The organism is Nocardia nepalensis, assembly GCF_048910785.1.
Lineage (GTDB): Bacteria > Actinomycetota > Actinomycetes > Mycobacteriales > Mycobacteriaceae > Nocardia > Nocardia nepalensis.
This window is the reverse complement of the sequence record NZ_JBKBET010000038.1, coordinates 420,444-443,145: the sequence shown is the minus strand read 5'-3', so window position 1 is coordinate 443,145 and position 22,702 is coordinate 420,444. Positions and strand designations below refer to the sequence as shown.

Annotated in this window: 19 protein-coding genes; 11 read left to right on the top strand and 8 right to left on the bottom strand. The window is 67.4% G+C overall.

From position 1 onward, the window contains the following. Positions 1-8 precede the first annotated feature (8 nt). Genes ACHQ4I_RS36635 through hpt form a run of 3 tightly spaced genes read left to right on the top strand, consistent with a single transcriptional unit; the run spans position 9 to position 2,747 of the window. The gene (locus ACHQ4I_RS36635; protein WP_420776473.1) at positions 9-1,127 is read left to right on the top strand and encodes a zinc-dependent metalloprotease; all 1,119 of its coding nucleotides are present in this window, start codon (positions 9-11) and stop codon (positions 1,125-1,127) included. After that, complete coding sequence (tilS, locus tag ACHQ4I_RS36630) at positions 1,124-2,137, top strand: tRNA lysidine(34) synthetase TilS (protein ID WP_420776472.1); 1,014 nt, start codon at positions 1,124-1,126, stop codon at positions 2,135-2,137. Before ACHQ4I_RS36635 ends, tilS begins: the two co-directional genes overlap by 4 nt. Before the next feature lie 52 nt (positions 2,138-2,189). Further along, positions 2,190-2,747 carry a hypoxanthine phosphoribosyltransferase gene (gene hpt, locus ACHQ4I_RS36625; protein ID WP_420776471.1) on the top strand — a complete coding sequence of 186 codons (558 nt, stop codon included), beginning with the start codon at positions 2,190-2,192 and terminating at the stop codon, positions 2,745-2,747. Here the strand turns inward: hpt and ACHQ4I_RS36620 are convergent, their stop codons facing one another. The 3 genes from ACHQ4I_RS36620 to ACHQ4I_RS36610 are packed head-to-tail and all read right to left on the bottom strand — an operon-like array spanning position 2,748 to position 8,280. Then, on the bottom strand, positions 2,748-3,461 hold the full coding sequence (locus ACHQ4I_RS36620) for a cyclase family protein (protein WP_420776470.1): 714 nt from the start codon (positions 3,459-3,461) through the stop codon (positions 2,748-2,750). Next, positions 3,458-5,707 (bottom strand): serine/threonine-protein kinase, encoded by a 2,250-nt coding sequence (locus ACHQ4I_RS36615; RefSeq protein ID WP_420776469.1) that lies wholly within the window; start codon positions 5,705-5,707, stop codon positions 3,458-3,460. Before ACHQ4I_RS36615 ends, ACHQ4I_RS36620 begins: the two co-directional genes overlap by 4 nt. Beyond that, positions 5,704-8,280 (bottom strand): serine/threonine-protein kinase, encoded by a 2,577-nt coding sequence (locus ACHQ4I_RS36610; protein ID WP_420776468.1) that lies wholly within the window; start codon positions 8,278-8,280, stop codon positions 5,704-5,706. Before ACHQ4I_RS36610 ends, ACHQ4I_RS36615 begins: the two co-directional genes overlap by 4 nt. 314 nt (positions 8,281-8,594) lie before the next feature. Here ACHQ4I_RS36610 and ACHQ4I_RS36605 point away from each other — a divergent pair, with 314 nt between their 5' ends. Further along, the gene (locus ACHQ4I_RS36605) at positions 8,595-9,965 is read left to right on the top strand and encodes an amidase family protein (RefSeq protein WP_476445416.1); all 1,371 of its coding nucleotides are present in this window, start codon (positions 8,595-8,597) and stop codon (positions 9,963-9,965) included. On the opposite strand, the gene ACHQ4I_RS36600 is transcribed toward ACHQ4I_RS36605, so the two are convergent. From ACHQ4I_RS36600 to ACHQ4I_RS36590, 3 genes are all read right to left on the bottom strand, one after another. Beyond that, the gene (locus ACHQ4I_RS36600; protein ID WP_420776467.1) at positions 9,962-10,852 is read right to left on the bottom strand and encodes a LysR family transcriptional regulator; all 891 of its coding nucleotides are present in this window, start codon (positions 10,850-10,852) and stop codon (positions 9,962-9,964) included. The two genes, ACHQ4I_RS36605 and ACHQ4I_RS36600, sit on opposite strands and share 4 nt — an antisense overlap. 391 nt (positions 10,853-11,243) lie before the next feature. Beyond that, positions 11,244-12,077: an SDR family oxidoreductase gene (locus ACHQ4I_RS36595; RefSeq protein WP_420776466.1), complete on the bottom strand. Its 834-nt coding sequence runs from the start codon at positions 12,075-12,077 to the stop codon at positions 11,244-11,246. Then, positions 12,074-13,642, bottom strand: a complete 1,569-nt coding sequence (locus ACHQ4I_RS36590) for an aldehyde dehydrogenase family protein (RefSeq protein ID WP_420776638.1) — start codon at positions 13,640-13,642, stop codon at positions 12,074-12,076. Before ACHQ4I_RS36590 ends, ACHQ4I_RS36595 begins: the two co-directional genes overlap by 4 nt. A 312-nt stretch (positions 13,643-13,954) precedes the next feature. Between ACHQ4I_RS36590 and ACHQ4I_RS36585 the strand changes: the two genes are divergently transcribed. Then, entirely contained in the window at positions 13,955-15,265 is a 1,311-nt protein-coding gene (locus ACHQ4I_RS36585) for a PucR family transcriptional regulator (RefSeq protein WP_420776465.1), read from the top strand. A gap of 9 nt (positions 15,266-15,274) precedes the next feature. Here ACHQ4I_RS36585 and ACHQ4I_RS36580 read toward each other — a convergent pair whose 3' ends face one another. Then, the gene (locus ACHQ4I_RS36580; protein ID WP_420776464.1) at positions 15,275-15,529 is read right to left on the bottom strand and encodes a DUF2277 domain-containing protein; all 255 of its coding nucleotides are present in this window, start codon (positions 15,527-15,529) and stop codon (positions 15,275-15,277) included. A 109-nt stretch (positions 15,530-15,638) separates the two neighbouring features. On the opposite strand from ACHQ4I_RS36580, the gene ACHQ4I_RS36575 reads away from it, so the two are divergent. Continuing rightward, positions 15,639-16,472: a DUF1266 domain-containing protein gene (locus ACHQ4I_RS36575; RefSeq protein WP_420776463.1), complete on the top strand. Its 834-nt coding sequence runs from the start codon at positions 15,639-15,641 to the stop codon at positions 16,470-16,472. Here the strand turns inward: ACHQ4I_RS36575 and ACHQ4I_RS36570 are convergent. Further along, positions 16,452-17,396 carry a hypothetical protein gene (locus tag ACHQ4I_RS36570; RefSeq protein WP_420776462.1) on the bottom strand — a complete coding sequence of 315 codons (945 nt, stop codon included), beginning with the start codon at positions 17,394-17,396 and terminating at the stop codon, positions 16,452-16,454. The two genes, ACHQ4I_RS36575 and ACHQ4I_RS36570, sit on opposite strands and share 21 nt — an antisense overlap. A gap of 356 nt (positions 17,397-17,752) precedes the next feature. Between ACHQ4I_RS36570 and ftsH the strand changes: the two genes are divergently transcribed. The 5 genes from ftsH to folK all read left to right on the top strand — a co-directional run bounded on the left by ftsH (position 17,753) and on the right by folK (position 22,702). Further along, the gene (gene ftsH / locus ACHQ4I_RS36565; RefSeq protein WP_420776461.1) at positions 17,753-20,131 is read left to right on the top strand and encodes an ATP-dependent zinc metalloprotease FtsH; all 2,379 of its coding nucleotides are present in this window, start codon (positions 17,753-17,755) and stop codon (positions 20,129-20,131) included. A 138-nt stretch (positions 20,132-20,269) separates the two neighbouring features. Further along, the gene (gene folE / locus ACHQ4I_RS36560; RefSeq protein ID WP_420776637.1) at positions 20,270-20,899 is read left to right on the top strand and encodes a GTP cyclohydrolase I FolE; all 630 of its coding nucleotides are present in this window, start codon (positions 20,270-20,272) and stop codon (positions 20,897-20,899) included. Between the two features lie 56 nt (positions 20,900-20,955). Next, entirely contained in the window at positions 20,956-21,783 is an 828-nt protein-coding gene (gene folP, locus ACHQ4I_RS36555; protein WP_420776636.1) for a dihydropteroate synthase, read from the top strand. Further along, positions 21,780-22,157, top strand: a complete 378-nt coding sequence (gene folB, locus ACHQ4I_RS36550) for a dihydroneopterin aldolase (RefSeq protein WP_420776460.1) — start codon at positions 21,780-21,782, stop codon at positions 22,155-22,157. The genes folP and folB overlap by 4 nt, the downstream gene beginning before the upstream one ends. Next, positions 22,154-22,702: a 2-amino-4-hydroxy-6-hydroxymethyldihydropteridine diphosphokinase gene (folK, locus tag ACHQ4I_RS36545; protein ID WP_420776459.1), complete on the top strand. Its 549-nt coding sequence runs from the start codon at positions 22,154-22,156 to the stop codon at positions 22,700-22,702. The genes folB and folK overlap by 4 nt, the downstream gene beginning before the upstream one ends.

Here is a 22,702-nt window from a genome sequence, read left to right as displayed (position 1 = left end):
GGTTGACCATGTTCGAAGGCACTGACAAACCGGACGATGCGCCCGTCGTGAATGCGGGCGCGGACGCTGCGGCCGAGCGCAGGCGCTCCGGATTCGCTGGCGCGGTCGATTGGCGACTCGCCGCGCGCACCGGTGCGGCCCTGGTGCCGTCCGGCCCTCGGACCTCGCGCTATTCGGCCGAACAGGTGGTCGAAGAACTCGCCGAAGCCTCGGTGCGGGCGGAGGGGCCGGTCCGTGAGGTGAGCGGACTGCTCGACGACCAACCGGTGCCATCGGCCCGCGTCGTCGACCGCCCCGGCTGGATCACCGCCGCCGCCGACTCGATGTCCCAGCTGACCGGCACCGGCGGGCAGTCCTCGGATAGGAGCCTGCTGTACGGCAAACCCGCGGGCGTGCAGGCGGGCGCGATGCTGGCCTTCCTGTCCACGGCCATTCTCGGCCAATACGACCCGTTCACCGGACCCGATGGGACGCTGCTGCTGGTGGCGCCCAACATCGTGGCCGTGGAGCGCGCGCTCGGTGTTCAGCCCACCGACTTCCGCTTCTGGGTCTGCCTGCACGAGGTCACCCACCGGGTGCAGTTCTCCTCCGCGCCCTGGCTGGCCGACTACATGCGCGCCAATGTCGACATATTGAGCCAAGTCGGCGACGAGCCGTTGGCCGATATGCTCGGCCGACTCCTCGACGAGGTGCGCGACCGCCGCAGCGGCACCGGCCAGGACGATCCGAATTCGCGCGGGATAGTCGGCCTATTGCGCGCCACCCAAGCTCCGCCCCAGCGCGAGGCCCTGGACCGGCTACTGATGCTCGGCACCCTGCTGGAAGGCCACGCGGACCACGTAATGGACGCGGTCGGTCCGACCGTGATCCCCACGGTCGAACATATCCGCGCCGCCTTCGACCAACGCCGCAAACGCCCCACCAACCCCCTCCAGCGCCTCCTGCGCGCCCTCCTCGGTGTGGACGCGAAGGTCGCCCAATACGTCCGCGGCAAGAAATTCGTAGACGCCGTAGTTGATCAGGTCGGCATGACGCAGTTCAACACCATCTGGACCAACTCCGAAACCCTGCCCCGCCCAGCCGAAATCGAAGACCCCCAACGCTGGATCACCCGCGTACTCGGATGAGGCGACTGCCCGAGACCGAGGCCGTGTTGGAGGTGCGGCGGGCCGTTCGGAATTGGCTGGCGGTCTATGCGCCGGTCGAGGAGGGGCGCGGGGTCGCGGTTGGACTCTCCGGGGGTGCTGACTCGCTGGCGTTGACCGCTGCGTCCGTGGTCGAGGCAGGGCAGGTCGACGCGCTGATCGTCGATCACCAGTTGCAGGAGGGATCGGACAAGGTCGCGGCTGAGGCCGCGGCGACGGCGTTGGCGCTGGGGTGTCGGTCGGCGCATGTGTTGCCGGTCGAGGTCGGTGGTGATGGGGGACTCGAGGCGGCGGCGCGGCGGGCTCGGTATGCGGCGTTGGATGCGGCTCGGGGTGGGGTGCCGGTTCTGCTGGGGCACACGCTTGATGATCAGGCCGAAACTGTATTGCTCGGCCTTGCGCGGGGGTCGGGTGGGCGTTCTATTCAGGGGATGGCGGCTTTCGCCGAGCCGTGGGGTAGGCCGTTGCTGGGGGTGCGTCGGACGGTTACCAGGCAGTTGTGCGCGGATCTCGGGCTGACGCCGCATGAGGATCCGCATAATTCGGCGCCGGAGTTCACCAGGGTGCGGTTGCGCAATGAGGTGCTCCCATTGCTGGAAGAGGTGCTCGGCGGTGGGGTGGCGGGGGCGTTGGCGCGCACGGCCGAACAGTTGCGTGATGACGGTGCCGTGCTGGATGTGCTCGCCGACGAACTATTGCGGGCCGCGAGTGGCGAGGGTGACGGCCCTCACAGCGATAGTGATGGGTCGACCCTATCGATCGAGATACTCGCCACTGCCCCGGCGGCATTGCGCAGGCGCGCGATCCGTGCCTGGTTGCTGGCCGGTGGCGCTAAAGCCCTGACCAACAAGCATTTACAGGCAGTCGACGAATTGATTACCGCTTGGCGCGGCCAGGGCGGCGTTGCCGTCGGCGGCGGAACGCCGGGTAGCAGGTTGGTCGCGGCGCGCGAACATGGCAGGCTGACCTTGCGTCTGCGTGGGAGCCGATGACACATAATGGATCGGCCGGGGATCGAACACCAGGGAAGGGAAACCAACTGACGTGTACGAGGGCGATATCGCGTCGGTGCTGATCACCGAGGAAGAGATTGCGGCCAAGACCCAGGAATTGGCCGAACTCATTGCCAAACGCTATCCGACCGACGCCCCGGAAGGGGATCTGCTGCTGGTCGGCGTGCTCAAGGGCGCGATCTTCTTCATGACCGACCTCGCCAAGGCGTTGCCGATTCCCACCCAGATGGAATTCATGGCCGTCTCGTCCTACGGTTCCTCCACCTCGTCCTCCGGCGTCGTGCGCATCATGAAGGATCTGGACAAGGACATCGCGGGCCGCAATGTGCTGATCGTCGAGGACATCATCGACTCCGGTCTCACGCTTTCCTGGCTCAAGCGCAACCTATCCACCCGCAATCCGGCCTCGCTCGAGGTCGTCACCCTGCTGCGCAAGCCGGACGCGCTTCGCACCCACGTGGACGTCGCGCACGTCGGCTTCGATATCCCCAACGAATTCGTCGTCGGCTACGGCCTCGATTACGCGGAGCGCTACCGCGATCTGCCCTACATCGGCACCCTCGACCCGAAGGTCTACGGCGGCGCGTAGTCACGGAAGCAGCGCGAAAATCGTTGCGGGCGAACCCGACCCGCCGTGATAGAGCGCCGCGCCGACCAGCACCCAGGCGCCGGTGACCGGCAGTTCGGCCAGATTCGCCAGACACTCCAGGCTGATCCGGTGCTCGCGATACAGCAGCTTCGACACCGCATACGTATCGTCGGTCCCCAGATCCGGTCCGAACGTATCGATGCCGAGCGCCCCGCGCCGCCCGAGCCTGCCGGTGCGCAATAGCCATTCGACCGTCTCGACCGCGAATCCCGGCTGGTGGTCGGCATTTTCGCCGGTCCCGATGAACTCAGGCGTCCCCCATTTCCCGTCCCACCCGGTCCACGCGACCACCGCCGACCCATCGGGTATCCGCCCGTGCCGACTCTCCCATTGCTTCAGATCGACGATGCTGATCGCATAATCTCGATCGTGCGCACACTCATCCCGCACGTCGATTTTCACCGCGGGCAGTAGTAAATCCTCGACTTCCAGTTCGTCGGCGGCCAGTCCGTCGGCGTGGAAGTGAATCGGTGCGCCCCAATGGGTTCCGGTGTGCTCACCCTGCTGGATATAGCGCAGGTAGTAACCGTCGTTCGCCACCGTCGCGACGATATCGGTGCGGAATTCCGGATCACCGGGAAATAGCGGTGTCGTCGCCGGATCGTGCACATGGGAAAGGCTGACCAGCCGCCGAAACGGCCGCGCGCTGGTCATCGCTTCCGTTGTGGAATCGCCCGCGCCAGGGCCAGCAGATCGGCCTCTAGCATGCGGAAGAACCGATAGGTGAGCACGAATGCCAGGATGCCACCCACGCTGAGAACCCGCACCGGAACGATCACCAAATGCAGATCGGCGGCGTCGACGAAGGTCGCACTGGCCACGCCGAGCAGCGGAACCGACGCGGCGACGCCCAGATAGAAATGGCCGCGCTCGGCGACTCGGCGCAACTGCTGTTCGTCCTCGGCGCCGACGCCGCCGCGCACCAGCAATTGCGGATATACCGACCGCACCGCGTAGATCATGATCGGAAAGAACGGATAGGCGAGTGCGATCGCGGCGCAAACCACCTGTGCGGCGAAGAAATGCACGAAGGTCTGGCGCGGCAGATCGACCCCGGAGAAGGCCAGCCCCAACGGCCATCCCACCCCGGCGACCAGCCAGAAGCCGAACGGCACCCAGACCGCCCAGTCGCCCATGCGCAAGGTGTCGCGCCGCGCGGCGGCCAGCGTGCGCGGGGAGTACTCGCGACCGCGCGACAGGCGCCAGCCGATGGTCAGCGGGCGGCGGTTGAGAAATAGCAGCAGCAGTCCCGCGATCGGGAAGGCGATCAGGTTATTGATCAGTCCCACCGCGGCGAAGCGGGCCTGATCGGCCGCCGACATCCGATCGATGATCAGCGACTGGTTCAGGCTGATGTTGTAGAAGCTGGCGAGCACATTCGGCACGCCGACGCACAGCCCGAGAACCGGCAACAGCCAGCCGCGGAACCGATGGGCCAGGCTGGTCGGCGCGGGATCGACCAACTCCCTGGCGCGCACGTCGAGGCACAGGTCCAACTGTGCCGCGAGTTCGGCGCCGTTGCGCCAGCGTCGATGCGGATCCGCCTGCAGACATTCGAGCAGCACCCGACGCAGGGCGCCCGGGGTGTCCGCGGGCACGCGCGCCAGCGCCGCGTCGGTGATCCCCTGCTCGCGCAGGCGGATCATGGTCGCGAAGGTTTCGGCGCGGGCATCCGGATCGGCGGGCAACGGCGGATCGTCGAAGGGGGCCGCGCCGGTGAGCAATTCCCACAGCAACGCGCCGAGGGAATAGATATCACTGCCAGGGCCCGGCGCGGGGGCGGTCGGGTCGAGCAGTTCGGCCAGTTGTTCGGGGGATTGGTACGGCAGCGAATCCGGTTCTACCGCTTCCGAATTCGTCATCGATCGCGGCGCGGCCGTACGCACGGCGAAATCGGCGAGCTTGGGTATGCCCTCGGCGGTGAACAGCACATTGGCCGGTTTGATATCGCGATGCAGTACGCCGTGGTGCTCGGCGTAATCGAGCGCGTCCGCCAATCGTCTGCCGATCCAGGCCACCGTCTCCGGCCAAGTGAGCGTGGCGATTTCGGCGCGCACACTCGAATCGGCCGGGCGGATTTCGCCCTTGGTCTCCATGGCGGCATCGATGGCGCGCAGCAGGTCGGCGCCGCCGCCGGTGGCCGCGCCGCGCCGCCGTTGCGCGAGCACTCCGGCCGCCGTACCACCGGGCAGGTACTGCATGTAGACCAAACGGGTCGACGCCGCGGCCTCCGGTGTCGACGATGAGGTGGCGGTGACCAGCCGCTGATCGAAGATCCGCACCAGATGCGGGTGGTCCAGTTGCGCCATGCTGTGTCCGCCAGCGGCTCGACCCGCCGAAAGTCGCACGGCGACAAGGCGTTGCATGGATCGCTGCCGGGCGAGGAAGACCCGGCCGAGTGTGCCGGTGCCCAGATCGGTGATCAGATCGAAGTCGTCGATCCGGTGGCCCGGTGTCAGTTCGGCGACCAGCGCGGCCGCGCGCTCGGTAGCCACCGCGGTGTCGTCTTCGTTCGCGAAATCGATGAGCCGCGCGCGGACGTCCTGCGCCAGGTCCGGATATTCGGTGAGGAAGTCCGCCAGGTCGAGCGGGGCGTACCGGCGTCGGGCCAGGAACTCCTCGCAGATCAGGTCGACCAGTTCCGCACTGCGCTCGACCTCGGGAAACTCCTTGCGGTACTCGGTAATGCGCTTGCCGAGCCCTTCCCGATCCCAGCGATGACGCAGGTCGATGCGGACCAGATCGGTGAGCACCGCCAGACGCACCTGGGTGCCATCGGGGACGTATTCGGCTATCGCGGGCGGCTCGATCTCCTCGCCTCGCAGGCAGCGTTGCCAATCTTGGGTGAATCTGGTGATGGCGTCGGTTTCGCCGCGGTACGCGAAATCGGCAGATGTCACGATCGCCGCTCCAGCGCGGCGGGCTCAGCGTGCTCCCGCCCGGCCGAAATCAGTTCCTGGTCCAGGGATGCCTCGGGCGCCACCACCCGCTCCAGTGCGCGCAGATCGGCCTCCAGCGCGCGGAAGAGCAGGTAGGAGCCGATGAACGCGATAATGCCGCCCACACAGAGCACGCGCACCGCGGCGATCACCATCGGAATATCGTCGGGCGGCAGGAAGGTCACCCCGGCCACGGCGAGCAGTGGCACCGAGGCGGCGATCGCCAGATACCCATTGGCGCGGCGATCCAGACCGCGCAGCCACTTCGCGTCCTCGGTGCTGATCTCCCCGTGCCGCAGGAAGATCGGATAGATGCAGCGGACCATGAAGAAGCTCACCAGGAAGAACGGGTAGGCCACCGCGATCGCACCGCACACCACGATAGAGGTGAGGAAGTGCACCACCGCGCGTGCCGGCACCTCCCCGGTCGCCCAATTCAGCGCTATCGGGAAGGTGAATCCGGCGATCACCCACAGCGAGAAGACCACCATCACCGCTCGATCTCCGAACCGCAGGGAATCCACCCTGGCCTGCCGCAGCGTCTCCGCATCGTAACGCCGGTTGCGGCGCAGCCCGTGCGGCACCGTGAGCATTCTTCGGGACATGTAGAGGATCAGCGTCGTGCCGAGCGGGAAAAAGATCCCGTTTACCACGGTGGTGATGACCATGAATGTGTGCCCGGCATCCACGGGCAGCCGGTCCACGATCAGATGCTGGTTGTGCTGGATGTTGTATGCCGAGGCAAGGATATTCGGGATGCCGATGGCCAGCGTGACGATCACCAGTCGCCACCAGCGCAGCCGCAGCCGCCAACTGCCGGGGGGCGGGTCGACCAGATCCCGGGCCCTGGCGTCCATGCACAGGTCCAATTGCTTGGCAAGCACCGCGCCGTTGGCCCAGCGTCGCGTCCGATCCGCTTCCAGACAGGTCAGCAGCACCCGCCGCAGCGCCGCCGGGCAGTCCGCCGGAACTCGTTGCTGTGCGGCGTTGTCCACCCCGGCGGTGCGGCGCTCCAGCATGCCCTCCAGCGCCGTATCGTCGCCGTGCCCGGTCGCGGTCGCGGTGGAATCGTCGAATGGTTTCGCGCCGGTCAGCAATTCCCACAGCACCACGCCGAGGGAGTAGATATCGGAGCGGGTATCCAGATCCTCGGCCGAGCGATCGAGGCCGGGATGGCAGGCCTCCAGCTGCTCGGGCGACATATACGCCAGCGAGCCGCCGAAATACGCGACCGGACTGGTGCCAGCCACATTGCGGCTGAAGCTGATATTGAAATCGGCCAGTTTGGGCACCGCCTCGGCGGTGAGCAGGATATTGGCCGGTTTCACGTCGCGGTGCAGCACGCCGTGCGCGGAGGCGTATTCGAGTGCCTCGGCCAATCTGCGGCCCAGCCAGGCCACCGTCTCGGGCCAGCTCAGTCCGGCGATCTCGGTGCGCACACTGGAATCGGTCGGCCGGATCTCGCCCTTCTCCTCCATGGCCGCGTCGACCGCGTCGAGCAGCAGTTGGCCGCTGCGTTCGTCGGGTCGGGTCGCGCGCACCCAGCGCAGCACGCCGAGCAGCGTTCCGCCGGGCAGGAACTGCATGTACAGCAACCTGAGTCGGCGCATGGCCGGATCGCGCGCGCGGTCCGAGCCGAGTAGGCGCTGGTCGAACACGCGCACGATGTAGTCGTGATCGAGTTGGGCCAGGGTCTGCGGTTCGGTGCCGTGGTCGGCGGAGATCTTCACCGCGACCAGTCGCTGCATCGACCGCTGCCTGGCCAGGAAGACGCGGGCGAAGGCGCCGCTGCCCAGCCCGGTGAGCAGATCGAAATCGTCGATGCGCTGGCCGATCTGAATGCTGTCGAGCGCGTCGAAGCTCCCCGGACCGGTTCCGATCGTGGTCGGAATGGCGGTCGCCGTCTCAGTCGATTCGACGGTTGCGCGAGTCACGTCGGTATTACGAAGGGACCCACTAGTTTGGTTCAGTTGGGTTGATTCGATGTTTTGGCCGACCTGGGTGGCGTCGTCGCGCTCAGCCGCCGCACGTGTTCTCGCGAACTCGGTCAGTACCGAATCCTCGAGCACGGCCCGTCGAGTGCTCTGCTCGACGTCTTCGGCATTGAGCAGCGCCCGCAATTCGGCCGCTTGTTCGGGATATTCCCGCAGACAATCCTTTGGGTCGACGCGCTCGCCGCTATGCCTGCGGATGACGAACTCTTCGTAGATCAAACCCGCCGGAATACCGCCCGCTTCGAGTTCCGGGAACTCCGCGCAGTAGTCGAAAAGGCGTTTACGCGGGGTCGGGCCGCTGGTCCGCCGGATCCAGCGATGCCGCAGGTCGACGCGGATCAATTCGATCAGCGCTGCCTGGCGCAGGGCCTCGGCATCGGGCAGAAAGTCGGCGATGTCCGGCGGGCGGTGCGCCGATTCCCACGCACTGGAGAAGGCGTCGACAGCGTCGTTATCGGTGCGCAGCAGCGGTCCGCCCCAACCGTGGGTCGGATCGGAGTCGGGGCCGGGTCGGTGACTATTTTCGGGATCTGCACTCATTCTCGGACCTAGCTGCTGAGCGGATCCCGAAGAATCCGCAGTGTTCGGTCGGCGGATGTGGCGATTAATTTCCGCCACACCCCACACCATCATCCCCCGAGCAGTAATCGGAATGATAACTTGCGCCTCAACAGCGGATCACCCGATTTCGACAACCATGCGACGGGGACAACCAGCACATGCATAAAACAGCTATGGGCACGAAGGCGGTAGCCGAACGTGACCACGAAGCAATGACTCCGGCGCCCGAGGCCCCGGAGGCGCAAGCCGCCAACGGGATCACCGTGGGCGAGACCGACGCCGTGCATGCTTCGATGCAATCAAGCATGCCACGCGAATCCGGCATGTCACGCGGTCCGGCCGCGGCAATTGCCGCGAGTGTGGGCGACGGCTCGCTGACGCCGACCGAGACGGTCGATACCGCCCTGGACCGGATCGCCGCCCAGAATCGAAAGACGAATGCGTTCACCGTCGTTCGCTCGGCGAAGGCGCGGGCCGAGGCGCTCGCGCTGGAACAGCGTTCCGATCTGGACGTGCTGCCGCTGGCGGGTGTGCCCATCGCGATCGAACACAACATCGCGGTCGAGGGCGAGGCGACGCTGGCCGGTTCCATCGCCACCGATACCCGTCCGGCCGCCGCCGACCATCCGGTGGTGCGCCGACTGCGGGCCGCCGGCGCGGTGGTCGTCGGGCTGACCGCGGTACCCGAACTGGGTCTGTGGGGCACCACCGAAACCGAGGGCCGGATCAGCCGCAACCCGTGGAATTCCGCGCGCAGCACCGGCGGCTCGTCGGGCGGATCGGCCGCGGCCGTCGCGGCCGGGCTGGTGCCGGTGGCGCACGGCAACGACGGTCTCGGTTCGGTGCGCATCACGGCGGCCTGCTGTGGAGTGTTCGGCATCAAACCGGGGCGGCATACGGTGCCGGCCGAGGTAGGCGTCGATTCCTGGTCGGGAATGGTCGAAAACGGTGTGCTCGCAACGACGGTCGGCGATGCCGCGCTCACGCTATCGGTGCTGGCCGCGCGCCCGGACCTAGCCGAGTTGGAACCACCGGGCCGACTACGCATCGGGCTAGCCGTGGCGCCACCGTCTCGTTTCTTCCGGGTCGATCGGCACTGGACCGCAGCGGCCCGCACCGCAGCCTCGGCCGCCGTCGCGGCCGGGCACCTAGTGGAATCCGCGACCCTGCCCTATGGCGAATCGATCATCTCGGTAGGCCTGCGCTGGTTGGCATACGGCGCCCGCGAGGCCGCCGCGCTCATCCGCCCCGAACGACTGCAGCCGCGCACCCGCCGACACCTCGCGCTCGGCCGGTTGGTCCAGCGCCTGCGGCTGGTGCGCCCGGCCCAGGTGGATCGGGTGGAGGCGCGACTGTTGGAATTCTTCGAGCGCTACGACGTGGTGATCACCCCCACGCTCGCCGCGCCGCCGCCCCGGGCCCGGGCCTGGCACACCCTGGGCTGGCTGGCAAATGTCATTACCAGCGCACGGTATTCACCGTTTACGCCACTGTGGAATATGGTCGGCTGGCCCGCCGCGTCGATCCCGATGGGCATGCACCCGGGATCCGAGACGCCGGTCGCCGCCCAGCTCGCGGGGCCGCCCGGCAGTGAATCGACCCTGCTGCGCCTGTCGGCGCAACTCGAGTCGATTCACCCCTGGAAGCGGACGGTGAGCGACTAACTCGCGACGGCGGGCTGTTGCTGCACCGAGAAGCCGCCCTCTACCGCGCGCGTGGCGAATTCGAGGATGGTCGGCCGGTTGTCGTCGGCGCGCCAGGCGACCGCGAGCTCGCACGGGGCGAGCCCGTTGAGCGGGCGGGCGGTCAGGCCGGGCCAGCGGTACATCGGCACATTGTTCTCGGCCAGCAGGCAGACGCCGAGGCCCAGGCTCACGGCCTCCAGCTTGTCCTCGGGTGTCGCAGCCTCGGCGCCGATCTTGGGCTGACGGCCGTTGCGGGCATCGTTGCCGAGCCAGAAGTCGCGCACCGCACCGGCCTCGGTGGGCAGCGCGATGAACGACTCGTCCAGCAGGTCGGCGAAGTCGATGATCTCGTTCTCGGCGAGCGGGTGGTTCTCTGGCAGCAGCACCCAGCGCGGCTCGGTGCGCAGCACCTGCCAGCGGTACCGGTTCGGATCGGGCAGCGGAAGCCAGACCAGCGCCAGGTCGGCCTGCCGACCGGCCAGACCGCTGGACGGGTCGGTCCACGAGGCGGCGTGCAGAGCGAGCCGGTGCCCGCTGGCGCTCTCCAGATCGTTGAGCAGACCGCGGCCGAGCGCGGACTGGATGCCGACGCGCAGCACTTCGCCCGCCTCCTGCAGGGAGACGTTGGTGACTTCCCACAGCTCCAGGATCTTGCGGGCGCCTTCGAGTAGTTCCTTACCCGCGACGGTCAGCGCGACACTGCGCTGATTGCGGTCGAACAGGACCACGTCGAGCTGGCGTTCCAGCTGACGAATCTGACGCGACAGGGTGGGTTGAGCGATGTGCAGCCGCTGGGCGGCGTTGGTGAAGTGCAGTTCCTCAGCGACGGCGACGAAATACCGCAGGTCGCGCAAATGCGGGTCCATAGCCCCTTGCTATCAGAATCAGTCCTGAATTTCCAGCCTATTCAAGCCAGAAAGTTCGGATACGGCAGCCGAAACAGTCGACAGGTTTGTTAGAGACAGCATATGGCTTGGCATGGTCATTTGCACCATCGACTCCGCGAACCTTTGGCGATCGCGGCGCGGCAGGCCTCGCCTAAGTTAATTGGGCGTATGACCAGCATCAATGCGGCGCGAGGTGTGGTGTCGGGTATGTCGAAGTGTGGCCGGTCACGCCCGGGAAACCGCCCCGCAACGGAGTCGGAGCCGTTACAGCGATACATAGTGAGATTCATCACAAATGCGTTTGTGGGCGTCGAATCGCGAGCGGGCGCCGTGGTCGCGACAACACGACCACGGCGCCCGCGCTGCTCGATCAGAGGCTGCGCGCCCGGTCCTCGTAGGCCTTGCGCTCGGCCGTGTCGACATCGTCGAGGAAGGCATTGCTCGAACCCAGCGCCCTGGCCAGTCCGTCGGCCACCGGTTCGGGCAGCAGATTCACCAGCTGCGAGAGCAGACCGGCCACCGCGGTCACCCGGACCTTGGACTTCGGCGCGGCGATCAACGCGACGATCGCGTCGGCGATCTCCTCCGGCTCGGCCGGGCGCAGCAGCTTGGGGCCGCTCACACCGGAACCGAGTTCGGTATTGGTGAGCGTGGGCAGCACCGAGGAGAACGCGACACCGGAACCCCGGTACTCCTCGCGCAGGGTGTCGGTGAAGCCGAGCACCGCGTGCTTGCTGGCGTTATAGGTCGCCAAGCCCGGAATATGCGTCTCACCAGCGAGCGAGGCGATATTGATGATGTGCCCGCGCTTGCGGGGCAGCATCCGCGCCAGACCCAGCTTGGATCCGAGAATCACGCCGTAGACGTTGATATCGAGGATGCGGCGGGTGATCTGGTCCGGTTCGTCCGCGAACTTGCCGGTCGGCATGATGCCCGCGTTGTTGATCAGCACATCGATCGGGCCGACGGTGCGCTCGACCTCGTCGAGGAAGTTCTCGAACGAGGTGGGATCGGTGACGTCGAGGCTGCCGTACAGCTCGAAATTCCGGGCGCTGCCCGACTCCTTGACCGTGGTCTCGTCGATATCGCCGATCGCGATCTTGGCGCCGAGCGCCTGCAGCGCGGTCGCCGTGGCCAGCCCGATGCCGCGCGCGCCACCGGTGATGACGACGACCTTGCCGCGAATCTTCGCCCCGTCTGTCACTTGTTGTCTCCCTTGAGTTTGAGGATCGCCGGAATGTCGATGCGCCGAAGACCGCGCGCCCCGGCGGCGCGCATCGCGCCGAGCCCGAACAGCACCTTCGGCATCTGATACGGGAACCACAGCAGTTCCTTCTGCTGGGTCGGCAGGATCGGCGTGGTGATCGCCTTCTGCCTGCAGTACTTGCGGACGCCGTTCGGGCCGCCCCAGCGGGCGCCCACACCGGACTGCCCCCAGCCGCCCATCGGCAGCGCGAAGCTGAACAGGTTGACGAAGACGTCGTTGATATTCACCGCGCCGACATCGAGTGCGCGGGCCACCCGCTCGCCGCGCTCCTTGTTCCCGGTCCAGACCGACGCGGACAGGCCGTAGATCGAATCATTGGCCAGCCGAACGGCCTCGGCCTCGTCGGCGACCTTGATCACCGGCAGGGTCGGGCCGAAGGTCTCCTCGGTGATGCAGGACATGGTGTGGTCGACATCGACGAGCACGGTCGGCTCGAACAGCGTGCCGACGCCGGTCCGCTTGCCGCCGGTGGTGACCCTGGCGCCCGCCGCGAGGGCCTCGTCGACATGCCGCTGCACGATCTGGACCTGGTTCTCGTTGGCCAAAGCGCCGACGTCGTATTCGGACTCGCGCCCGTCCAGGCCCTGACGCAGATTCTGGACCGCGTCGGTGAGCTTGGCGACGAACTTGTCGTACACCGGCGCCTCGACGTACACCCGCTCCACCGAGATGCAGACCTGACCCGAGTTGAACATGCCGCCGAAGGCGATGCCGTGCGCGGCCCGGTCCAGATCGGCGTCGGCCAGCACGATGGCCGGATCCTTACCGCCCAACTCCAGGCTGTAGGGGATCAACCGCTCGACACAGGCGGCGGCGATCTTGCGCCCGGTCGCGGTCGAGCCGGTGAACTGGATGTAGTCGGCATTCTCGACCACCGCGGCGCCGGTCGTGCCCGCGCCGGTGACCACGGCGAAGACCGGCGGTGCGCCGATTTCGGCCCAGCCCCTCGCCAATTCGACCGCCGAGAGCGGAGTCACCTCCGACGGCTTGAGGATGACCGCCGCGCCAGCGGCCAGCGCCGGGATCACATCGATGACCGGCATGGCCAGCGGGAAGTTCCACGGCGTGATCACGCCGACCACCGGATACGGCTTGTACACCGTGGTCAGCTTCTTGACCCGGGCCAGCGGGCTGTGCGGCGACGGATGGTCGTCGGCGAGGAATTTGGCGGCCCGGCGCGCGTAGTAGCCGATGAGATCGGTGGAGAAGGCCGGATCGATCAACGCGTCCACCCGCGGCTTGCCCGCCTCGGCCTGCAGCACGTCGGCCAGGTGCTCGGTGTTGTCGATGATCCAGTCCTGCAGTTTCAGCAGCCATTCCTTGCGGCCGTCGGGGCCGATGGCCTCCCACTCCGGCTGGTACAGGCGCAACTCGCGGATCTTGGCCGCGACCGCTTCGGCGCTCTCATTCGGCACGGTGCCGACGACCGCGCCGGTACCGGGGTTGCGTACCTCGATCGATGCCGGATCTGTGTCGGGGCCGTGGGCCCGCCCGTCGCCCACCGCTCCCCGCAACGGACGGCCTCCGGCCGACTGCGCCGATCCATCCGCTACCGCCTCCGGGCCCGTCGCTCGCGCCGCGGTCTTTTTCGCCGTTGTCTTCCGCGCCGTTGTCTTCTTCTCGGCCGCGCCGGGCACCGATTCGGTGTTGGTCACTGCTGTTCTCCCACTGACGTTGTGCTGTGAACCGCTGTGCTGATTACTGTGAATCAGTTCACTGACCTATGATCGTGACACAAGAGTGCCGGACTTTCTTGGACCGATTTGTCAACGAATCCGGCGCGATTTGTTCTCAAAGTACAATTCGGAGGGATTATGGCCTCGCCCGGCGGAGCCGCGCGATCGGCGGCGATCGGCCCGAACAGCGAAGTGGTCCGCGACTGGCTGGCCGAATACGTCTACGAGACGATGCGGACCCAGGCCCTCGAACAGGTCGTCGACCGACTCGACAGCGCGATCATCGCGCATATCCCGGAATTGGCCGATCGCGATATGCGCCGCGACCTCGCGGCGAGCACCCGGGCGCACGCAAGGGTGGTGCTTGCCAATCTCACCAGCGACACCATCGAATTCGCCCTGCCGGAGGAGGCGCACGCCTTCGCCAGAACCCTCGCGCGCCGCGGTTACGATCTGCGGCTGCTGCTGCGGACCTACCACGTCGGCCAGGAGGCGGTGCTCGAATACATGACCGACGCCGTCGACGAGCGCCAGCCGCCGCCCGAGATCGAGCGCGCGGTAATGCTGCGGCTGTTCGAGCGTTCGACCAAATGGGTCAGCATTTCGGTGGAGACGCTGACCGATACCTACATGGAGGAGCGCGAGCGCGTCATGCGCGCGGCGCTGAATCGGCGCACCGAAATCGTGCGTGCCCTGCTCGCCGGTGACGAACTCGATACCGACCAGGCCTCGGTCCGGCTTGGTTACCGACTCGCCAAGCCGCACTTGGCCTTCGTGCTGTGGACCGATGAGACCACCGGTGAGCCGGGCGGCGACGGCGAGCCGAGCGGGCTGCTGGACCGGGTGGCGACGCGGCTGGGCACGGCGCTCGGCAGCGGCCGGGTGCTCACCGTCGCCTCCGGTGCCAGCGGCATGTGGGCCTGGGCGGGATTGGACGATGACGCGCACGCCGCCGAATTGGCGGTGCCGGGGGCGATCGAGCGGATCGTGCGCGGTCAGGTCGAGTCGCCGGTGCGGGTGGCGTTCGGGGTGCCCGCCGCGCAGGCCGCCGGATTCCGGCAGAGTCATCACGAGGCCGTCGCGGCCAGGCACGTCGCCGAGCGCGGGGCGCCGGACCCCGCGCGGGTCACCGCGTATCGCGAGGTGGAGATCGCCTATCTGGCCGGTGTCGACGACGCGGCCATGCGCGGTCTGATCGGGCGCGAATTGCGCGCGCTGGCGGGCCGTGATGCCAATGCCGCACGCCTGCGCGAAACACTGCACGCGTATCTGAAGAGCCATCGCAGCCCGGAGGCCACGGCGAAACTACTCGGGGTGCACAAGAACACGGTCCGCTACCGGATCCAGCGGATCGAGGAACTGCTCGGCCATCCGATCGAAATGCGCAGCCTGCCGCTGGAGATCGCGCTGGCCTGCGTAGCCACCTACGGTGCGGACGCCCTGCCTTGAACTGCCGAACTACTCCGCCTGCGCACCCTCGCGGCGCAGTGGTGCTTCGGTGACCGGTGCGACCCGCACATCCGGTAGATCCGCGAGCAATTGCGTGGTCGCGGCCGCGATGGCGTTCACCGCCTTGTCGACGGCTGCCTTGGTTGTCGTGCTCAGGCCGGACACGCCACCGACCGTACGCACGTACTGCAGTGCGGCAGCATAGATTTCCTGCTCGGTAGGCGCAGGATCCAGGCCACGAAGGAGGGTGATGTTGCTACTCATGCGTGCACATTAGCCCTCAGTACTGCCGCCCGGCAGGCCAAGAATCCAATCCGACAAAGCCTGGCGATTACACAGGCCCTTCCAAGATCGATGGGGAACAATCGTTGGCATGCCTGCCCGCGGTGTGCCCACCCTGACCACCTTCCCCTACGACGAACTCGACAAGCGGGAGGAGGACCATTGGTCCGGCGCGGCGGTATCGGATGACGAACTGCGCGCGCTCGCGCTCGGCGGCTTCTATTCGGCGCGCTGGGACGCCTTCCACGACGCGCTGCTGCTCGGTCCCGAGCGCGACCATCCGCTCGGCGATCGCCGCGAACTCGCCATCGACACCCTGACCGGCGCATGGGGCATCACCGACGGCACCGAGGCGCAGGCCTCCATGGAGCAGTTGCTCGAGGGTATGCACGCGCCCCTGTACGCGATGGTGCATCCGCTGGTGATGGCATCGATCAATGCCAGTGAACGCGACCGGTTCGGCGAGCGGGCCGATCGGCATCGGGCCTTCCTACGTCAGGTCGGCTCGTTCCGGGGGATGGACAATCCCGAGGCGCTGGTCCGCGATTACGACATCTGGTCGCAGGCGATCAAGATCGGATTCACCGATCACCTGGCCCGGCCGCTGCCCAGCGATATCCACGCCTGGGATCTGGCCCGGGTGGTCGCGGTGGCCCGAATGGCTTTCACCGCGGGCTATCTCGACGCCGAGGTGGCCTGGGACTATCTGATGCGGGCACTGCCGCTGGCCCAGCGCAAATATCAGAACTGGCGCCAATTCGGCGATGCCTACCTGACCGGCTGGACCTACTGGCAGGCCTGTGAGGATCTGGCCGAACTGAAAAACGGCGGCGTGGATCGGCGCATGGAGCTATTGCGCCTGTGGCTGCGCCCGAGCAGCCCGTGGCGGCGGATCGGCCTGCAGTCAGTGCCCGTCGGGGAGTGAGCGCAGGATCCCCCGGCCGTAACGCTGGAACTGTCCATCGTCGACCATGCCGAGGGAATGCCGTTCCACCAGCAATTCCCACTCGGAATAGAGCTGGGCGACGCCGGGATCGGCCGGGCCGGCCGCGCCGTTCGCCGAATCACGCCGGACGGCGAAATTCACCGCGCAGGTGACGCGTTCGGTATCGGCCCGATCGGTTCCGATGAAATGCAACGTGACGTTTCCGTCGTGCACATCGATGCCGGTGTCGCCGCGCGCCGAACCGATCTCGCCCGGCGCCGCGGCGCCCTCGGTGGTGCGCGCCCACATGACGACCGGGATGGGTAACTCGTGCGCGTACTTGTCGCCGGGGCCGATGGAAATGAACAGCAGTCGCCCGGTGGTCGCGGCCAGCAGCCCGAGTCCGGTGCCCGCGGGCGGGTGCGCGACGGCGATCGCGGTCTCGAGCACGTATTCATCGGCGGTGACATAGCGATGCAGAGCGGCTATCGCCGCCTTGGCCTCGCGCCTGGGCGCCATCCGCCGCACCGCGCGATCGACGTCGGCGCGGGTCGGCCCGCTCTTGCCCCACTGCGGGGGTGGCGGCTGCAGATCGGGGGCGGCGACGTCGATGCGCTGGCTGGCCAGGATCTGGTCGTTGATGCGCTCGACGATCTCGGCGGCCGCGGGGAAGTCGTGCTCGGCGATGAGGACCGGTAGCGGCGTGCGGTCCGCGGGTACGCCGGTGAGCACGGGAGTCGGATAACGCAGGTAGATCTCGATGACGACCGCGTCGTCGGCACGTCGGTTCAGGCGGACCTTGAGTAGGTCGGTCACCGGCACGTCGAGTACACGCTCGCCGTCACTGCCGGGCCGCAGAACTATCAATCGCCCGCGCCCGTGCCGCAGTATCGCTGTGGGTGTCCGTAGCTCGACTATGTCCATACCCCCTGCGCTCTGTTGGTTACGGTGCTCCCGGGGACTTACGTGGGTAACGCAAGCTACCGCCTTCGGGCCCGTCGCTCGCACCGCGGTGATGTGTCGTCGCTCACGATAGGCCGAACATGACATGATTGTGACCACTTGGAGTAACCCCGACCGGAGACCTCGGGAACCACGGACGTTCCCCGGCCGTTTACCTGTCGAACTACACCAGCTGCCGTACTGCGCGATGTATCGACTAGACCGTACGCGGTAACGTGGCCTGTCCGCATCCGAACTACCGGACGGGACTCGCCCGACGCCACGCTAGGCATGCACCGGAGACACCCGGAAAGGACTGGCCGCCCGGCCTACGCTCTATGAACCGCAAGACTGTGTTTCGCACCCTGGCCATAGTCGCGGGAATCGCTCTCGTGATTTATGCGTTCAGCATCTTCGGCAACGACACGCGCGGCTGGAAGAGCGTCGATACCTCGGTTGCGTTGAGTCAGCTCAATGACAAGAGCAACGTCAAGAACGTCCAGATCGACGACCGCGAGCAGCAGCTGCGCATCGAGCTGAACAACGGGAACGACGCCACCTCCGGCTCGAAGAAGATCATCGCCAAGTACCCGGGCGGCAGTGAGACCTCCAACCAGGTCTTCGACACCGTGCAGAAGTCCGGTGCGCCCTTCAACACCGTGGTCAAACAGGAGAGCTGGTTCACCCAGATCCTGCTGTTCGTGCTGCCGATGGTGATCTTGCTGGGGCTGTTCATCTTTGTGATGTCCCGCATGCAGGGCGGTGGCCGCGGCGGCATGATGGGCTTCGGCAAATCGAAGGCCAAACAGCTCACCAAGGACATGCCCAAGACCACGTTCGCGGATGTGGCGGGCGCCGACGAGGCCGTCGAAGAGCTCTACGAGATCAAGGACTTCCTGCAGAATCCGGTGCGCTACCAGGCACTCGGCGCGAAGATCCCCAAGGGTGTGCTGCTCTACGGCCCGCCCGGTACCGGTAAGACCCTGCTGGCGCGCGCCGTCGCGGGTGAGGCCGGGGTGCCGTTCTTCACCATCTCCGGTTCGGACTTCGTCGAAATGTTCGTCGGTGTCGGCGCCTCCCGCGTGCGCGACCTGTTCGAACAGGCCAAGCAGAACAGCCCGTGCATCATCTTCGTCGATGAGATCGACGCGGTCGGCCGCCAGCGCGGCGCCGGCCTCGGCGGCGGTCACGACGAGCGGGAGCAGACCCTGAACCAGCTGCTCGTCGAGATGGACGGCTTCGGCGATCGCACCGGCATCATCCTGATCGCCGCGACCAACCGCCCCGACATCCTCGATCCGGCGCTGCTGCGTCCCGGCCGGTTCGACCGCCAGATCCCGGTCAGCAATCCGGACCTGGCCGGCCGGCGCGCCATCCTGCGGGTGCATTCGCAGGGCAAGCCGATCTCGCCCGAGGCCGATCTCGACGGTCTGGCCAAGCGCACCGTCGGCATGTCCGGCGCGGATCTGGCCAATGTCGTCAACGAGGCCGCACTGCTCACCGCCCGCGAGAACGGCGCGGTGATCACCGGCGAGCAGCTCGAGGAATCGGTGGACCGCGTCATCGGTGGTCCGCGCCGCAAGAGCCGCATCATCAGCGAGCACGAGAAGAAGATCACCGCCTACCACGAGGGTGGCCACACCCTGGCCGCGTGGGCGATGCCGGATATCGAGCCGGTCTACAAGGTCACCATCCTGGCCCGCGGTCGCACCGGCGGCCACGCCATGACGGTGCCCGAGGACGACAAGGGCCTGATGACCCGCTCGGAGATGATCGCCCGCCTGGTGATGGCGATGGGTGGCCGCGCGGCTGAGGAACTGGTGTTCCACGAGCCGACCACCGGCGCCTCCTCCGATATCGACCAGGCCACCAAGATCGCCCGCGCGATGGTCACCGAATACGGCATGAGCGCGCGCCTCGGCGCGGTGCGCTACGGCCAGGAGCAGGGCGACCCGTTCCTCGGTCGCTCGATGGGCATGGGTTCGGACTACTCGCACGAGGTCGCCGGCGCCATCGACGAGGAGGTGCGCAACCTGATCGAGGCCGCGCACACCGAGGCATGGGCCATCCTCAACGAATACCGCGACGTGCTCGACGTGCTCGCCACGGCGCTGCTGGAGCGAGAGACGTTGCACCGCAAGGATCTCGAGGAGATTCTCAGCGCGGTGGAGAAGCGGCCGCGGATCACCGCGTTCAACGATTTCGGTGAGCGCGTCCCCTCGGATAAGCCGCCGGTGAAGACCCCGGGCGAACTGGCCGCCGAACGCGGTGAGCCGTGGCCGCCGCAGGAGTCGGTCCACCCGAAGCTGCCGCAGCGCGAAGCCGCGTCGGCAAACGGCTACCCGGACGCCGGTTACCAGGAACCGCGCTACGGCGGCTACTCCCAGCCGCCCGCGACCGGTTACCCGCTGCCGCAGGCTCCGGCCCCCGCCTACCCGCGGCAGGGCGCAACGCACGGCTCCCGGCCGGATTACGGCGCCCCGGCCGGTTGGTCGGCACCGGGCTGGCCGCCGCGGGACGAGCCGCAGCAGCAGTCGGGTCAGCCCGGTTACGGCGGCTGGCAGGGTGAGCCGCAGTCGCGCCACGGGTACCCCCAGCCGCAGCAGCCGTGGGGTCAGCAGGGGCATGGCAACGCCCCCTATGAAGAGCCCGCCAGCGGTACCGGGAATAACGAGGGCGAGAACCATGATTGGGATGGACCGAACGGTCGACACTGACTAGTGGCGATTAGGCTCGACCATCTGGGTGCCGGGTGATTGCCGGTACCCGAGATTTTGGAGGTGTCTCGCTTGTCGGCCAACAATCACATCGGTGGCCTCGGGAATAGCAACGCTACCGTCGACGACGATGGGGATATAGTCCAGCGCAACGGTGCGGGCCCGGCCAAGCCGGATCTGATCGCACTCGAGACCGGCCGAGTCTTCGATCAGGACCGCGCCGAGGCGGCGATCCGGGAGTTGCTGATCGCGGTCGGCGAGGATCCGGACCGCCCGGGTCTGATCGATACGCCGTCGCGGGTCGCCCGCTCCTATCGGGAGATGTTCGCCGGGCTCTACGTCGAGCCGGATTCGGTGCTGAACACCACCTTCGACGAAGGACACCAGGAGCTGGTGCTGGTGCGCGATATCCCGCTGTACTCGACCTGCGAACACCATCTGGTGTCCTTCCACGGCGTCGCGCACGTCGGCTATATCCCCGGTACGCACGGCCGCGTGACGGGACTGTCCAAGCTGGCCAGGCTGGTCGACCTCTACGCCAAGCGGCCGCAGGTGCAGGAGCGGCTGACCAGCCAGATCGTCGATGCCGTCATGCGCAAGCTGGATCCGCGCGGCGCGATCGTGGTGATCGAGGCCGAGCACCTGTGCATGGCCATGCGCGGTATTCGCAAGCCGGGCGCGAGCACCACCACCTCCGCGGTGCGCGGCATGCTGCAGTCCAATGCCGCTTCGCGCGCCGAGGCCCTCGATCTGATCCTGCGGAAGTGAGGCAGGGCGCGGTGGACCTGCACGGAGTCGCGCGTGGCGGTCGCTCCTGTGTGGTGATGGGCGTGGTGAATGTCACCAGCGACTCCTTCTCCGACGGCGGACGCTACCTCGATCCGAGCCTGGCCATCGCGCACGGCATCGAGCTGTACGAGGCGGGCGCCGACATCATCGATATCGGTGGCGAGTCGACCCGGCCCGGCGCGGTGCGGATCGATCCCGAAACCGAGGCCGCGCGGGTGGTTCCCGTTATTCGCGGATTGGTAGCTGCGGGCGTGCCGACCAGCGTGGACACCATGCGGGCCGGCGTCGCGGCGGCGGCGATCGCGGCCGGTGTCTCGGTGGTCAACGACGTCTCGGGCGGGCGCGCCGATCCCGATATGGTGAAAGTCGTTGCGGCGGCCGATGTTCCGTGGATCCTTATGCACTGGCGGGCAGGTGCGGACTATCGGCACACCGGTCCGGCCGATCACTACGACGATGTGGTCGCCGAGGTGCTCGCCGAATTGAGCGCACAGGTGGAGCTGGCCGTCGCCGCCGGTGTCGACCGGTCCCGGCTGGTCCTCGATCCCGGTCTCGGTTTCGCCAAGAACGCCGAACACAATTGGGCGCTGCTAGGTGCCCTGCCCGAACTGGTCGGCCATGGGCTGCCGATACTCATCGGCGCCTCCCGCAAACGTTTCCTCGGCGCCCTGCTCGCCGATGCCGAGGGCCCGCGCCCGCCGGACGGCCGCGAGACCGCGACCGCGACGGTGTCGGCGCTGGCCGCCGCGCACGGGGCCTGGGGTGTCCGCGTCCACGATGTGCGCGCCTCGCTGGACGCCATTGCCGTCACCGACGCCTGGCAGCGCGCCGCCCGGCACAGCACGCGAGGAGCCGCGACATGACCCAGCCGGATCGGATCGAGCTGCGCGGGCTGCGCGCCTACGGCTATCACGGCTGCTTCGACTACGAACGCCGCGACGGCCAGGAGTTCTTGGTCGATCTGACGGTGTGGGCCGATTTCGCCGCCGCCGCGGCCACCGACGATCTCGCGGACACCATCGACTACGGCGCCCTCGCCGAGCGCGCCGTCCAGATCATCCAGGGCCCGCCGCGCAATCTCATCGAGAAGGTGGTCTCCGAGATCGCCGACGATGTGATGACCGATCCGCGCATCCAGGGGGTCGAGGTCGTGGTGCACAAGCCGTCCGCGCCGATCCCGCACACCTTCGCCGACGTCCGCGTGGTCACCTCGCGGCAGCGGGGGTCCGTGGGATGAGTAGTAGCGCCGTGCTGTCGATCGGCTCGAATCTGGGCGACCGGCTCGCGCATCTGCGCAGTGTTGTCGACGGGCTCGGGCGGCGCGTGGTGGCGGTATCGCCGGTGTACTCGACCGCGCCGTGGGGCGGTGTCGAACAGGACGACTACCTCAATGCCATCGTGCTGGTGGCAGATCCGGAACTCGGCGCGCGCGATTGGCTGCGTCTCGGTCAGCGACTGGAGCAGGCCGCCGGGCGGGTGCGCGAGGTGCGCTGGGGTGCGCGAACCCTCGATGTCGATGTGGTCTGGTGCGCCGAGGGCGGACAGGTATGCCGCAGCGACGATCCGGAACTGACTCTGCCGCATCCGCAGGCGCACAATCGGGCCTTTGTGCTGATCCCGTGGCTGGATGTGCAGCCGGATGCGGTGCTGGAGGTCGACGGGACGGTCCGGCCGGTGCGCGAACTGCTCGCTGCACTCGACGCCGCCGAACGCGCGGGTGTGCGGCCGACCGAATTCGCGCTGCCGGGTTCGGCGACAGCCGCGGAGGGATCGGTGTCGTGA

What these genes read in the sequence shown, in the direction of transcription:
- ACHQ4I_RS36635 (WP_420776473.1), top strand. Translation starts at nt 9, where the DNA reads ATGTTCGAAGGCACTGACAAACCGGACGATGCGCCCGTCGTGAATGCG.
- tilS (WP_420776472.1), top strand. Translation starts at nt 1,124, where the DNA reads ATGAGGCGACTGCCCGAGACCGAGGCCGTGTTGGAGGTGCGGCGGGCC.
- ACHQ4I_RS36620 (WP_420776470.1), bottom strand. Translation starts at nt 3,461, where the DNA reads ATGACCAGCGCGCGGCCGTTTCGGCGGCTGGTCAGCCTTTCCCATGTG.
- ACHQ4I_RS36610 (WP_420776468.1), bottom strand. Translation starts at nt 8,280, where the DNA reads ATGAGTGCAGATCCCGAAAATAGTCACCGACCCGGCCCCGACTCCGAT.
- ACHQ4I_RS36605 (WP_476445416.1), top strand. Translation starts at nt 8,595, where the DNA reads ATGCAATCAAGCATGCCACGCGAATCCGGCATGTCACGCGGTCCGGCC.
- ACHQ4I_RS36600 (WP_420776467.1), bottom strand. Translation starts at nt 10,852, where the DNA reads ATGGACCCGCATTTGCGCGACCTGCGGTATTTCGTCGCCGTCGCTGAG.
- ACHQ4I_RS36585 (WP_420776465.1), top strand. Translation starts at nt 13,955, where the DNA reads ATGGCCTCGCCCGGCGGAGCCGCGCGATCGGCGGCGATCGGCCCGAAC.
- ACHQ4I_RS36580 (WP_420776464.1), bottom strand. Translation starts at nt 15,529, where the DNA reads ATGAGTAGCAACATCACCCTCCTTCGTGGCCTGGATCCTGCGCCTACC.
- ACHQ4I_RS36575 (WP_420776463.1), top strand. Translation starts at nt 15,639, where the DNA reads ATGCCTGCCCGCGGTGTGCCCACCCTGACCACCTTCCCCTACGACGAA.
- ACHQ4I_RS36570 (WP_420776462.1), bottom strand. Translation starts at nt 17,396, where the DNA reads ATGGACATAGTCGAGCTACGGACACCCACAGCGATACTGCGGCACGGG.
- ftsH (WP_420776461.1), top strand. Translation starts at nt 17,753, where the DNA reads ATGAACCGCAAGACTGTGTTTCGCACCCTGGCCATAGTCGCGGGAATC.
- folP (WP_420776636.1), top strand. Translation starts at nt 20,956, where the DNA reads ATGGGCGTGGTGAATGTCACCAGCGACTCCTTCTCCGACGGCGGACGC.
- folB (WP_420776460.1), top strand. Translation starts at nt 21,780, where the DNA reads ATGACCCAGCCGGATCGGATCGAGCTGCGCGGGCTGCGCGCCTACGGC.
- folK (WP_420776459.1), top strand. Translation starts at nt 22,154, where the DNA reads ATGAGTAGTAGCGCCGTGCTGTCGATCGGCTCGAATCTGGGCGACCGG.